Annotated in this window: 9 protein-coding genes; 6 read left to right on the forward strand and 3 right to left on the reverse strand. The window is 67.2% G+C overall.

Going from position 1 to position 13,069, the window contains the following annotated elements; all coding sequences use genetic code 11:
* Window position 1 precedes the first annotated feature (1 nt).
* Window positions 2-1,705: a flavin monoamine oxidase family protein gene (locus ABIB26_RS11370; protein ID WP_354242752.1), complete on the reverse strand. Its 1,704-nt coding sequence runs from the start codon at window positions 1,703-1,705 to the stop codon at window positions 2-4.
* Complete coding sequence (locus ABIB26_RS11375; RefSeq protein ID WP_354242754.1) at window positions 1,702-3,246, reverse strand: amino acid permease; 1,545 nt, start codon at window positions 3,244-3,246, stop codon at window positions 1,702-1,704. Before ABIB26_RS11375 ends, ABIB26_RS11370 begins: the two co-directional genes overlap by 4 nt.
* A 173-nt stretch (window positions 3,247-3,419) precedes the next feature.
* On the opposite strand from ABIB26_RS11375, the gene ABIB26_RS11380 reads away from it, so the two are divergent.
* Window positions 3,420-5,027 (forward strand): PucR family transcriptional regulator, encoded by a 1,608-nt coding sequence (locus ABIB26_RS11380; protein ID WP_354242757.1) that lies wholly within the window; start codon window positions 3,420-3,422, stop codon window positions 5,025-5,027.
* Here ABIB26_RS11380 and ABIB26_RS11385 read toward each other — a convergent pair.
* A complete protein-coding gene (locus ABIB26_RS11385) occupies window positions 5,006-5,797 on the reverse strand; it encodes a nitrilase-related carbon-nitrogen hydrolase (RefSeq protein WP_354242892.1) in 792 nt (263 codons plus the stop codon). The genes ABIB26_RS11380 and ABIB26_RS11385 overlap by 22 nt on opposite strands.
* A 208-nt stretch (window positions 5,798-6,005) precedes the next feature.
* On the opposite strand from ABIB26_RS11385, the gene ABIB26_RS11390 reads away from it, so the two are divergent.
* The 5 genes from ABIB26_RS11390 to ABIB26_RS11410 all read left to right on the forward strand — a co-directional run bounded on the left by ABIB26_RS11390 (window position 6,006) and on the right by ABIB26_RS11410 (window position 13,069).
* The gene (locus tag ABIB26_RS11390; protein ID WP_354242759.1) at window positions 6,006-7,196 is read left to right on the forward strand and encodes an ROK family transcriptional regulator; all 1,191 of its coding nucleotides are present in this window, start codon (window positions 6,006-6,008) and stop codon (window positions 7,194-7,196) included.
* Window positions 7,197-7,326: 130 nt separating this feature from the next.
* On the forward strand, window positions 7,327-8,883 hold the full coding sequence (gene mmsA, locus ABIB26_RS11395) for a multiple monosaccharide ABC transporter ATP-binding protein (protein WP_354242760.1): 1,557 nt from the start codon (window positions 7,327-7,329) through the stop codon (window positions 8,881-8,883).
* A gap of 56 nt (window positions 8,884-8,939) precedes the next feature.
* Window positions 8,940-10,208 carry a multiple monosaccharide ABC transporter permease gene (mmsB, locus tag ABIB26_RS11400; RefSeq protein ID WP_354242762.1) on the forward strand — a complete coding sequence of 423 codons (1,269 nt, stop codon included), beginning with the start codon at window positions 8,940-8,942 and terminating at the stop codon, window positions 10,206-10,208.
* Between the two features lie 65 nt (window positions 10,209-10,273).
* Window positions 10,274-11,374 carry a substrate-binding domain-containing protein gene (locus ABIB26_RS11405; RefSeq protein ID WP_354242764.1) on the forward strand — a complete coding sequence of 367 codons (1,101 nt, stop codon included), beginning with the start codon at window positions 10,274-10,276 and terminating at the stop codon, window positions 11,372-11,374.
* A gap of 207 nt (window positions 11,375-11,581) precedes the next feature.
* Window positions 11,582-13,069 (forward strand): ABC transporter permease, encoded by a 1,488-nt coding sequence (locus ABIB26_RS11410; protein WP_354242767.1) that lies wholly within the window; start codon window positions 11,582-11,584, stop codon window positions 13,067-13,069.

Raw genomic sequence — 13,069 nt, forward strand, 5'->3', positions numbered from 1 at the left:
GCTAATCCAGCGGGATCGGACCCAGCTCGTCCAGCAACTCCCCGGGCCCCGGATTCCCGGGGGACGTCCGGCCGCCCAGGTGGTTGACGACGCCCCAGACCGCGTTCAACCCGGTGGTGACGGCGCCTTCCGCCCACCCTGCCGTGAAGGAGACGTCGTCGCCGGCCAGGAAGATCCCGCGTTGCTCCGCCGGCAGCTTGTCCTGCTTGAAATGGGTGAAGAGCCGCTGCTGGTAGCGGTAGTGGCCCGGCAGGTTCGCCTTGAACGCCCCCATGAAGTTGGGGTCCGCTTCCCACGAGACCGTGATCGGCTGGCCGACGATGTGGCTGGCGATGTCGACGTCGGGGTAGATCTGGGCGAGCGAGTGCAGCATCAGCTCCACGCGCTCGTCGGCGTCCAGGGCCAGCCATTTCAGTGCGTCGTCGTTCCAGGTGTAGGACAGCAGGATCACCGCCGGCTGGTCCGGGCCGTTGTCCAGGAGATACGTGGCACGGTTCAGCCGGTCCGTCAGCGTCATGGACATGACCTCGCGGCCAGTCCTGGGATCGATGTCCTTCCAGAAGGGCCGGTCCACCATCACAAAGGTCTTGGACGACTGCATGTAGTGCGAGCGCTCGATCGCCGTCCAGAGTTCGGCGGGGAACAGCGTTTCTTCGGTGTGGATCCGGGTGGACAGCAGCCATGACTGGCAGGTGGTCACGACGGTGGGATAGGCGGACTCGCGGCCCCACCGCTCCCGGATCCGGAAGTCGCCGCTGCCGTCCCGGGCGATCCGGTCCACGGCGCCGCGCGGGGCCCCGGCGTGCAGGCTCGCCAGGGAGGTCCCTTCCGGCCAGTGGGCCATGCCCGACGGCGCGTGCCGCCAGAGCGCCTCGGGGAGCCGTTGCGCGCCGCCGGCAATGAGCCGGTGCCGGTCGTCGGCATCGGTGTAGACGACGCGCAGGATTTCCAGGATGGAGTTGGGGAAGTCCGTGTCCCAGCCTCCGGTTCCAAATCCCACCTGGCCGAACGCCTCGCGGTGGGCGAATCCGGCCTGCTTGAACGAGTCGCTGCCGGCGATGAAGCCGTAGAACGTCTGTTCGTCCAGGAGCGGAAGTAGCTCGTTCCAAAGCTCCTTGATCCTGGCGGTGTCCCGGGCCCGGATGGCTTCCTGCATCTCGGTGAACCTGGCGCCGTCGTTGACGGCAGCTTTCCAGGCGTCCGCCACCTCCCGGAAGAACGGCGGGAGGTCCGCGGCGGTTTCGGCGTAGTACTTCTGCCCGGCGAGCTCGATCACGGTGCTGGAGGTCGCCGCCGCCAGCGGGTTGGGGAACTCGTCGGTTTCCAGCCCGAGCAGCTCCACATAGTGGTAGAAGGCCTTGCCGGAGACCGGGAACCGCATCCCGCCGAGGTCGGCGACAACCCCGGCGGCGGAGGGGAAGCTCGCGGTCCGCAGCCGGCCGCCGATCCGGTCCGCTTCGTAGACCACCGGGCGGAGGCCAAGTTTCATCAGCTCATAAGCCGTGACGAGCCCGGAGAGTCCTGCACCGACCACGGCAACTTCGGTCCCGTACAGCCCGGCGGGGATGCTGCCCAGGCCCGCGGGATGGGCCAGGTAGTGGTCGTAGCTGAAGGGGAAGTCCGGATTCAGCATGGTGATGGGTGCTTCGGCGCCGCTGCCCGACGTAGTCGGTCCGGGGGCCGGAAGTTCGGTGGCGGTGGTCATGAGTGGCTTGCTTTCATCGGTTCGGGAGCGGACGGGGTGGGCTCGGAGGGGGCGGCGCCGGATAGTTCACGGTATTCCTCGTGGCTCAGGGCCGCTACCCTCGAATTCCTGCGGCCGTAGCCGAAGTAGGCTGCCAGGCCCACCAGCATCCAGATGCCGAAGACCGCCCAGGTCTCGGCGCCCAGGTTGGCCATCAGGTAGGCGCACATCAGGGCGCCCAGGATCGGCGTCAGCGGGAACAGCGGGACGCGGAAGCTGCGTTTGAGCTCCGGCCGGGTGCGCCGCAGGTAGATGACGGCGACGTTGACCAGGGCGAAGGCGAAGAGCGTGCCGATGCTGGTGGCGTCCGCCAGCGCGCCAAGCGGCACCAGGCCCGCGGTGAGGGCGACGGCGGCCCCCACGATCAGGGTCCCGGCAACCGGGGTGCCGGTGCGGGCCGAAACGCGGCCGAAGATCTTGGGAATCAGGCCGTCCCGTGCCATCGACAGCAGGATCCGGGTCTGTCCGTAGAGAACCGTCAGCACGATGCTGGCGATGGCCAGCACGGCTCCGACCGCGAACACCAGCGCGATCCACGGCTGCCCGGTGGTTTCCTCGAGGATTTTCACGAGGGCGGCCTCGTTGCCGTCGAACCAGCCCCACGGCCGCGCGCCGATGGCTGCAACGGCGACGAGCACGTAGATGGTGGTGACGATCAGCATCGAGAGCAGGATGGCCCTCGGCAGGTCGCGCTTCGGGTTCCGGGCTTCCTCGCCGGCCGTGGACGCCGCGTCGAACCCGATGTAGGAGAAGAACACCCGGGAGGCTGCGGCGGAGACGCCGGCGGCGCCCATCGGCAGCAGGGGCTCGAAGTGTGCGCCGTTGAAGGCGGTGAACGCCACCGCGCAGAAGAACAGCAGGATGCCGACCTTGATCAGCACGATGGCCGTGTTGATCCAGGCGCTTTCCTTGGCGCCGCGGACCAGCAGCACCATTGCGAGGACCACAATCACGATCGCCGGTGCATTCAGCACCCCGCCGTCGCCGGGCGGCTGCGAGATGGCGTCCGGCAGCGTCAGGCCAAAGACGGCCAGGGCTTCGTTGACGTACTGGCCCGCGCCGACGGCGACGGCCGCCACGGAGACGGCGTATTCCAGCACCAGGCACCAGCCGCAGATCCAGGCCATGCCTTCGCCCATGGTCGCGTAGGTGTAGGAGTAGCTCGAACCCGCTGCGGGCACCAGTCCGGCCATCTCGGCATACGAGACGGCGGAGAGCAGCGCAGCGAGTCCGGCGATCGCGAAGGAGATCCAGATGGCCGGGCCGGCCAGCGGGACGGATTCGCCCAGGATGACCAGGATGCCGGTGCCGAGGGTGGCGCCGACGCTGATCATGGTCAGCTGCAGCACACCGAAGCTGCGGACCAGCCGCGTGCCGCCGTGACCGGATTCGGCTTCGCTGACGAGCTGTCCGATCGGCTTCCGGCGAAGCAGCTGCGTCGTCAGGCCGGGACGGCTGGCGGCGGCCGCGGGCCGTTCCCGGTTGAGAGTAGGCACAGTCATCGTTGACGTCCGTTCGTGAGTAGTGGTTTGGTTCCCCGTTTCAGCCTAAGGCTGTGAGCCAGCTCTCAAGGTTGTGCAAAATGACCTATAGTCTTCAGGCATGAGACGTATTGCACCACACCGGGCGGTTCGGTCCCACTATGCCGGCCGCGGCCTGCCGGACGGGGACAGCCATGCCTGCTGACGCCGAGGTCCGGCTCGGATTCGTCACCCTGGAGCAGTTCCTCCGGCAACTGCCGCCGAAACTCACTGTCCTTCACGACGGCGGCAACGGAGCGGAGCGGCTGCGCTGGGTGGAGCCCAGCGAACTCGAGGACCCCACCCCCTACCTGCTCGACGGCGAATTCCTGCTGACCGCTGGGCTGCCGTTCCTGGCCCAAGGCGGCGACCCTGAACGCGTTGACGCCTACGTGGAGCGGCTGGTCCGGGCGCGCGTCGGCGCGCTCGGGTTCGGCCTCGAACCCTACTTCGACGCCGTACCGGCCGCCGTCATCCAGGCCTGCAGCCGGCGCAACCTCACGCTGGTCGCCATCCCCCAGACTGTCCCCTTCGCCGCCATCGGACTCGAATTCTCGCAGCTGCTGGAATCGGACAACGCCAAGACCTTCCGGCAGCTGGCCGACACCAACCGGCAGCTCATGCGCGCGGTACTGTCGGCCAGGCCCGAACACGAGCTCCTGGCGGCACTCGTGCGGCGCGTCCCGGTCTGGGCCGTCCTCGTCGGTGCGGACGGACGGGTCCGCGCCCGCGGCTCCGGCGGTGCGCACGGTACCGGCCCGGTACCGGGCATGGAAGCAGCCGCGCTGCAGCCACTGCTGGCCAAGCTGCTGAGCGGCAGCGGTCCCCGGGTGGAGCTGGATTCCTTCGACGACGCCGGTTCGGCACTCGTCTTCGGCCATCCGCTGCGCAGCTCCCGCGATGCCAACCTGGGCGCCCTGGTCCTCGGCACGGAGGCGCCGCTGACGCCGGCGCAGAACAGCGTGGTCTCGGCCGCCGTCGGCCTCCTGGAGCTGCTGGTACGCCAGCGCACCAGCGGCTCACTGGCCCCCAGCCAGCTCGCTACGGCCCTGCTCCTGCACCCGGAAAGTCCCAGCACCGGCGGGACCCGGCACGTCGACGGCCTGAAGGACCTGCTGGCACAGAGCGTTTCTTCCACCCGCTCCGGGCAGCTGCGCGTTGTCCAGGGAATCAACCTGGCCGCTGCGGTGCGCGGCACCGGCGACAGCCCGGTCCGGGAACTGCTGGAGTGGCGCAGGATGTTCGACACCAAGCTGGTGGAGATCACCGACTTCGGCTTCGCAGCCATCACCAGGCTGAAGGTCGACGACGCCCTGCTGGCCGACGTCGAGCGGCTGGGCTGGGGCCTGGTGGTCGGGAGCGCCACTGAATTCGCCGGCCTGGCGGAGGCCTACCAGCGGACGTCGTCCCTACGCGGCCGGGTGCGGACGAGCGGGCACAGCGTCCGCGTTGACGAGGTCACCTGGTCCCTGACGGGGCTGCTGGGCAGCGAGGCAGGTGCCATGCTCGCCGCGCGGCTGCTCGCTCCCGTCCTCGCGCTGGAACCCGAGCGCCGGGACACCCTGCTGGGGATTCTCCGCGCCTGGCTGGGCGCGAACGGCAGTTGGGATTCCACGGCGAAGGTCACGGGACTTCACCGCAATAGCGTGCGCCGCCACATCCGGACGCTCGCGGAGCTGCTCGAGCTGGACCTCAACCAGGCGCAGGCCCGGGCGGAGCTCTGGATTGCCCTGCAGTACGTTCAGCTGCCCCAGGAGCGGTAGGTCTCCGGCCGGAGGTCATCCAGGTACGCCACGGGCACTTCGCCGCCGGCCGGCTCCGGCAGTTCGGCGAACAGCAGCTCCGGACCCGTCCCGGCCTCGGCCAGCAGCGAGCCATCCGGAGCTGCGATCACGCTGCCGCCCAGGAAATCACAGCCGTCCTCCGTGCCGGAGTGGTTGGCATAGGCCACCGTGACACGGTTCTCCAGCGCCCTCGCCCGGACCAGCAGCTGGGGTACGGCCTCAAACCCCTCGGAAAGGGCTGTCGGCACCAGCACCAGCCGGGCACCCCGGACGGCGGCGGCACGGACGGTTTCGGGGAATTCGACGTCGTAACAGATCACCAGGGAGGTCCTGACCCCCTGGAAGTCCACCACCCCCGGGGCGTCGCCGGCCGGGGTGAAGGCCTGCTGTTCCTCCGCTCCGAACAACTGGACTTTCGCATAGCTCAGGAGTTCGGTGCCCTGCGCGTCCACGAGTGTGGCCGTGATCTGCCAGTCCCCCTCCCCGGTGACGGCCGGCAGGCTGTAGACCAGGGCGATGCCATGGCGGGTGGCGATACCGGCCAGGGTCCGGCGGATGGCCGGGAGCGCCGCCGGGTCCAGCTCCGCGCGGATCCTCAACGGCGCGTAACCCACCGGGAACAGTTCCGGGGTGAGAAGCAGCTGCGCGCCGGCCGCGGCGGCCTTCCGGGCGGCCTCATCCACCGCGGCACAGTTTGCCTCTACGTCCAGCACGGCGGCATTCGCCTGCATCAGGGCCAGCAGCACCATTACCACCTCAGCATCTCGGGAGGTCCGCACCGGGGCGGCGGACGCGCGTCTCCTCCAGCCTAGCCACGCGACGCCACCGTGGCTCCGGTGCATTTCCGCCCATCCCGGGCGTCCGCGGGGCGGAATGCCCTGCCGTTCCCGAAGACACACCGCGCGGTATTGCGTTAACTTCTTGACTGCAAGCCTCGAATGGTGCACGCTTCTTTCCATGCCCTCCCCAACGCGCTCAACGAGGAGCCGAACCAAAAACCCCGGATCGCAATCCGCGCTGCGGCATCTGAACCAGCAGCGGATCATCGAATGCCTCCTGGCGGGGCCTTCCACGCAGGCCGAACTGGCACGGCAGACCGGCCTCTCCACCGCCACGGTGTCCAACATCGTCAGGATCATGCAGGACGCGGGCCTGGCGTCCACCGAGCCGATCACCAGCTCCGGGCGGCGCGCCCTGAACGTCCGGCTCAACAGCAAGGGCGCAGTCGCCGTCGGCATCGACTTCGGGCGCCGGCACCTGCGGGTGGTCCTCGCATCCCTCAGCTACCACGTGATCGCGGAGGAAACGGTGCTGCTGCCGCTGGGCCACCACGCCGAGGAGGGCATCGCCGCCGCCGTCGGATTGCTGGACCGGCTGCTGGCGGACAGCGGCGTGGAACGCAGCGCCGTGGTGGGGGCCGGCGTCGGCATCCCGGGACCGATCGACCGCCGCACGGGGACCGTGGCGCAAGGCGCCATCCTGCCCGAATGGGTGGGCATCAACATCCTGCAGCGGCTCGAGGAAGCGCTGGATCTCCCGGTTTTCGTGGACAATGACGCCAACCTGGGCGCCCTGTCCGAGGTCACCTGGGGACCACACAGCGGCATCAGCAACCTGATGTTCCTCAAGATCGGTTCGGGCATCGGCGCAGGGCTGATCCTCAACGGGCTGCCCTACTACGGCAACGTCGGCATCACCGGTGAAATCGGACATGCCACCATCCACGAGCACGGCCTCGTCTGCCGCTGCGGAAACCGGGGCTGCCTGGAAACCATCGCGTCCACCACCACCATGATCGAGCTCCTGGGCCGCGGCGCGGACAAGCCGCTGACCCCGGAGGACATCGTCCGGAAGGCCCTCGCCCGGGACTCCGCGACCCTGCGGGTGGTGGACGACGCCGGCCTTGCCGCCGGCCGTGCGCTGGGCAATGTGGCGAACCTGATCAACCCCGAAGTGATCGTGGTGGGTGGTCCGCTGGCCGGGCTGGGAGAGCTGCTGCTGGACCCGATTCGGCGGGGGCTGGTCCGCCACGCGGTGCCCGTGATCGGCGAGACCACCACCCTCACCATGTCCTCACTGGGCGACCGGGCCGAAGCCCTCGGGGCCACGGCCCTGGTCTTCCAGCACGCCGGAATCCGGCGGAACTAGTGTTTCGTTACCGGCCCGTTGCGTTAAAGACTTGACGACAAGGCCTGTGATCCAGTTTACTTTTTCATCAGACGGCCCTGCGGTTTGCAGGGGCGGACAACGAAGTCATGCATTGGAGGCGTAAGGGCAGATGACGTCCCTCAACACGCACAGCGATCCGATAATCCTCGAGATGCGCTCCATCACCAAAGAGTTCCCCGGCGTTAAAGCATTGGCCGAGGTGAACCTGCGGGTGAAGGCCGGTGAAATCCACGCCATCTGCGGGGAGAACGGCGCAGGGAAATCCACCCTGATGAAGGTGCTCTCGGGCGTTTACCCCTTCGGCAGCTACACCGGGGACATCGTCTACCAGAGCGAAGTCCAGCAATTCAAGGACATCCGTGCCAGCGAGCACGCCGGAATCGTGATCATCCACCAGGAACTCGCGCTCATTCCGGAGCTGTCCATCATGGAGAACATCTTCCTCGGCAACGAACCCACCAAGCGCGGGGTGATCGACTGGGCCGAGGCCCGGATCCGCTCCACCGAGCTGCTGGCCAGGGTGGGACTCGGGGACGACCCTGCAACCCCCGTGAAGGAAATCGGCGTCGGCAAGCAGCAGCTCGTCGAAATCGCCAAGGCCTTGAACAAGTCCGTGAAGCTGCTCATCCTGGACGAGCCCACGGCCGCGCTGAACGAATCCGATTCGCAGCACCTGCTGGACCTGATGCTCGGCCTGAAGGGACGCGGCATCACGTCCATCATCATTTCCCACAAGCTCAACGAGATCGAGCAGATTGCGGATTCCATCACCATCATCCGCGACGGCAAGTCGATCGAAACGCTCGACGTCAAGGCCGACGGCGTCGACGAAGACCGCATCATCAAGGGCATGGTGGGCCGCACCCTGGAATCCCGGTTCCCGGACCACGAGCCCAAGATCGGTGACGTGTTCTTCGAAGTGAAGAACTGGAACGTGGGCCACCCGCAGATCCAGGACCGCATGGTCTGCAAGAACTCGAGCTTATTCGTCCGCCGCGGCGAAATCGTCGGCGTCGCCGGCCTCATGGGCGCCGGACGCACCGAACTCGCACGGTCCGTCTTCGGCCGCTCGTACGGCCGGTTCATCTCCGGCCACATCTACAAGGACGGCAAGGAGGTCAACCTCCGCACGGTCCGCCAGGCCATCGACGCCGGCCTGGGCTACGTCACCGAGGACCGCAAGTCCCTGGGGCTGAACCTGCTGGACGACATCAAAGCCACCACGGTCTCGGCCAACCTGAGGAAGATCAGCAAGCACAACATCGTGGACGCCAACCAGGAATTCACCGTCGCCGAGCAGTACCGCAAATCGCTGCGGACCAAGGCACCGTCAGTGGAGGAGGGTGTCGCCAAGCTCTCCGGCGGCAACCAGCAGAAGGTGGTGCTGGCGAAGTGGATGTTCACCGATCCGGACCTGCTGATCCTGGACGAACCCACCCGGGGGATCGACGTCGGCGCCAAGTACGAGATCTACGGCATCATCCAGCAACTGGCCAACCAGGGGAAGGGCGTCATTGTCATTTCCTCGGAACTTCCCGAGCTACTGGGCCTCTCGGACCGCATCTACACCATCTTCGAGGGCGCCATCACCGGCGTGCTCAACAAGGACGAAGCCAGCCAGGAAAGCCTCATGAAACTCATGACTTCCGCCCGCAGGACCGCCTGACCCTCTGGGACCATCCAGAAAACTCCGATCACTGACGGAAAACAAGGACTGAAACAATGAACGCGCTCAAGAAGCTCTTTGGCGGCAACACCCGCCAATTCGGCATGATCTTCGCCCTGGTTGCACTGATCGTCTTCTTCCAGATTTTCACAGAGGGCCGCACGCTCACGCCGGGCAACGTCATCAACCTCTTCAACGGCAACTCCTACATCCTGATCCTCGCCATCGGCATGGTCCTGGTGATCATCGCCGGCCACATCGACCTCTCCGTCGGCTCGGTCGCAGCCTTCGTGGGCGTCAGCGTGGCGCTCTTCATCCGCGACTGGGGCATCCCCTGGTACCTGGGCATTCTGCTGGGGCTGCTGCTCGGGACCCTGATCGGCGCCTGGCAAGGATTCTGGGTCGCCTACGTCGGCATCCCGGCGTTCATCGTGACGCTGGCCGGCATGCTCCTCTTCCGCGGCTTCAACCAGTTCGTCGGGAAGTCCAACACCATCCCGGTCCCGGCCGACTTCCAGTACATCGGCTCCGGCTACCTGCCGGAGGTGGGGCCGAACACCGGCTTCAACAACCTCACCGTGCTGCTGGGCCTGCTCGCCGTCGCCTTCGTGGTCTTCAGCGAGATCCGCTCCCGCCGCAACGCCAAGGCCCTCGGCGCCGAGGTGCCCGAGGCCTGGGTCACCATCACCAAGCTGGTCCTGGTCTGCGGCGCCATCCTGTACGCGACGTACCTGTTCGCCACCGGCCGTCCGGGCACCTCCTTCCCCATCCCCGGACTCATCCTCGCGGTCCTGGTCATCATTTACGGCTTCATCTCCTCCAAGACCATCATCGGCCGTCACATCTACGCGGTCGGTGGCAACCGGCACGCCGCCGAGCTCTCCGGCGTCCAGTCCAAGAAGGTCAACTTCCTGGTCATGATGAACATGTCGATCCTGGCCGGCCTCGCCGGCATGATCTTCGTCGGCCGCTCCACGGCTTCGGGCCCGTTCGACGGCGTCGGCTGGGAACTGGACGCCATCGCGGCCGTGTTCATCGGCGGCGCCGCGGTGACCGGCGGCGTGGGCACCGTGATCGGCTCGATCGTCGGTGGCCTCGTGATGGCCGTGCTGAACAACGGCCTGCAGCTCCTGGGCGTCGGCGCCGACCTGACCCAGATCATCAAGGGTCTGGTGCTCCTGATCGCCGTCGCGTTCGACGTCTACAACAAGAGCCAGGGCAAGAGGTCGATCATCGGCATGATGATGAAGAACTTTGGCCGCGGCAGCGAGCTCCAGCCCGACGAGACCACCTCCACCAAAGAGGTCATCTCAAAGGAAGCCTGAGCGGCTCCCCTGGTCCCATTTCCCCCAGATTCTCCGCACACCACCTAAAGAAAGTGAACCAAGCAATGCAACTGATTGGTAAAGCAGGAAAGGCAGCAGCAATCGCTGCTATTGCGGCACTGGCGCTGACAGCCTGCGGCCGTTCCGACACCGGAACTTCCGGCGGTTCCACCGCCGGCGGCGAGGCATTCCCCAAGAACTCCTCGATCGGCGTCGCACTCCCGCAGAAGACCTCGGAAAACTGGGTCCTCGCGGAGAAGCTTTTCAACGACGGCCTCAACGGTGCCGGCTTCAAGGCAGATGTGCAGTTCGCCAACGGCGGCGTTTCGGAGCAGCAGAACCAGATCAGCGCCATGGTCACCAAGGGCGCCAAGGTCATCATCGTCGGCGCTATCGACGGTGCGCAGCTGGGCACCCAGCTCAAGCAGGCCAAGGACTCCGGCGCCACGATCATCGCGTATGACCGTCTGCTCCTGAATACCGAGAACGTCGACTACTACGTGGCCTACGACAACTTCAAGGTCGGTGTCCTCCAGGGACAGGCGCTGCTGGACGGGATGAAGGCCAAGAAGGCGACCGGTCCGTACAACATCGAGCTGTTCGCCGGCTCCCCGGATGATGCCAACGCGAAGGTCTTCTTCGACGGCGCCATGAGCGTCCTGAAGCCGAAGATCGACGACGGCACGCTCAAGGTCCTCTCCGGCCAGATGTCCTTCGAGCAGGCTGTCACGCAGGGCTGGAAGGCTGAGAACGCCCAGCGTCGTGCCGACACCCTGCTGAGCGGCACCTACGGCAGCGCCTCGCTTGACGGCGTGCTCTCCCCGAATGACACCCTGGCCCGCGCGGTACTGACCTCGGTCAAGGCCGCCGGGAAGCCGCTTCCGATCATCACCGGCCAGGACTCCGAGGTTGAGTCCGTCAAGTCCATCCTCGCCGGCGAGCAGTACTCCACCATCAACAAGGACACCCGCAAGCTCGTTGAGCACGCGATCACCATGGTCAAGGACCTCCAGGCAGGCAAGAAGCCCGAGATCAACGATGACAAGTCCTACAACAACAAGGTCAAGACCGTTCCGGCGTACCTGCTGGAGCCGGTCATCGTGACCAAGGAAAACGTCAAGACGGCCTACGCCGACGATCCGGTACTCGGACCACTGACGAAGTAGTACCTGAACAGGTAGTACCCGTTTAGACAGCAGCTCAATGAGCCCCGGCTCCCCCGGCAAGGGAGGGCCGGGGCTTTTTGCTGTCCTCAGACCCTTCCAGACGCCTTCACAGCCCATCCATAGCTTGGCTGTGATCTCCGCACAGCAGCCCGTACCAGTGTGGGAGCAGCCGCCGGCCATTCGAGCCGGCCTGATCCTAGGAGTCCCGTGAGCGTCCTCGCCCGGAGTGTAGGCAACGCCTTTAGAAACAAGGTCAGGACCGCGGCCGTGGTGGCCGTGCTGGCCGTAGCCATCGGCCTCGCCCTTGCCATGCTCGTCGCCAACCAGGCCGTCGCCGCCAAGGTCGCGGAGCTGAATGCCTCGGTCGGCACCGTGCTCACCGTCAACCCGGCGGGCGGCCAAGGCTTCGAGGGCGGCGGCGAGCCGCTCACCGCAGTACAGGCCGCGACGGCGGCCGCGGTACCGAACGTCAACGCCGTCATTGGCACCAAGGCGCTGCGACTGCGGAACGCCGCCGCTGCCCAGACGGGCCAGGGCGGTCCCGGGGGCGGCGGTTTTGGTGGCGGTCCCGGCGGGCAAGCGGCCACCACTGTGACCACAAGCCTCACGGCCGCCGTCGACGCCGGCACGCTCGGCTCCCGCAATCAGGCAGCCACCGGAACGGGAACGTCCGGGAGTTCCGGCACCTCAACGACGCCGGCAGCGCCGGCGTTCTCGCTGCCCGTGACTGCCACCGGCATCGGGGCCGAAGTCGACGCGACCGGCAAGGCCCTGCAGCTGACCGCCGGCGCGGGCCTGGGTGACTACACCGCCGCCTCCACCGGCGCCCTGCTGGGCACCACGCTGGCCGAGAAAAACGGTCTGGCTCTGGGCTCCACCTTCACCATCAAGGACCAGGCCTTCACCGTGGCCGGCCTGTTCGACGCGGGCACCGCCTTCGGCAACAACGCCCTGTACCTGACGCTGCCGACGGCCCAGACCCTGGCGGAACTGCCCGGGGAACTGTCCACGATGATCGTCACCGTGAACAGCATGGAAAACGTCGACGCCGCCAAGACCGCCCTGCAGGAGGCGCTGGGCATCGACAAAGCGGACGTCAGCCAGGGCCAGCGCAACCTTGAGACCGCCGTCAGCTCGCTCGGCAGCGTCAAGAACATCTCGTTCACCGCCTTCGTCGCCGCCCTGGCCACCGCCGGGCTGATCATCCTGCTGATCATGGTCATGCTGGTCCGCGAGCGCCGCCGGGAAATCGGCGTGCTGAAGGCAATCGGCGCCCGCAACCGCACCATCGGGCTGCAATTCGTGCTGGAGGCGCTGGTCCTCGTGGCGCTGGGCAGCGTGGTGGGCGCCGCCGTCGCGTCCTTCGCCAGCGGCGGCATCGCTTCCGCCCTGATCAGTTCCAACACCACCACCACTGCGGCGGGCGCGGCAGGCGCGGGCCAGCGCGGCATCCCAGGCGGCGGGGCCGGCGGATTCCCCGGCGGCGGCGCGGGTCTTCCCGGCGGCGGCGGGGCCTTCGGCGGGGGGCCCTTCGGCGGGGCGTCCCAACTGCTGACGTCCGTGACGGCGAGCGCCTCCCCCGGCGTGATTGGCGCCGGCATCGCCGCGGTGTTTGGCGTCGCCATCATCGGCGCCCTGGTTCCCGCCCTGCTGACCGCCCGCATCCGTCCCATCGAAGTCCTCCGAGGAGAGTAG

This window comes from Arthrobacter sp. UYEF20, from assembly GCF_040546335.1.
In the GTDB taxonomy this organism is placed as follows: domain Bacteria; phylum Actinomycetota; class Actinomycetes; order Actinomycetales; family Micrococcaceae; genus Arthrobacter.

What these genes read in the sequence shown, in the direction of transcription:
- ABIB26_RS11370 (WP_354242752.1), bottom strand. Translation starts at nt 1,705, where the DNA reads ATGACCACCGCCACCGAACTTCCGGCCCCCGGACCGACTACGTCGGGC.
- ABIB26_RS11390 (WP_354242759.1), top strand. Translation starts at nt 6,006, where the DNA reads ATGCCCTCCCCAACGCGCTCAACGAGGAGCCGAACCAAAAACCCCGGA.
- ABIB26_RS11385 (WP_354242892.1), bottom strand. Translation starts at nt 5,797, where the DNA reads ATGGTGCTGCTGGCCCTGATGCAGGCGAATGCCGCCGTGCTGGACGTA.
- ABIB26_RS11405 (WP_354242764.1), top strand. Translation starts at nt 10,274, where the DNA reads ATGCAACTGATTGGTAAAGCAGGAAAGGCAGCAGCAATCGCTGCTATT.
- ABIB26_RS11375 (WP_354242754.1), bottom strand. Translation starts at nt 3,246, where the DNA reads ATGACTGTGCCTACTCTCAACCGGGAACGGCCCGCGGCCGCCGCCAGC.
- mmsB (WP_354242762.1), top strand. Translation starts at nt 8,940, where the DNA reads ATGAACGCGCTCAAGAAGCTCTTTGGCGGCAACACCCGCCAATTCGGC.
- ABIB26_RS11380 (WP_354242757.1), top strand. Translation starts at nt 3,420, where the DNA reads ATGCCTGCTGACGCCGAGGTCCGGCTCGGATTCGTCACCCTGGAGCAG.
- mmsA (WP_354242760.1), top strand. Translation starts at nt 7,327, where the DNA reads ATGACGTCCCTCAACACGCACAGCGATCCGATAATCCTCGAGATGCGC.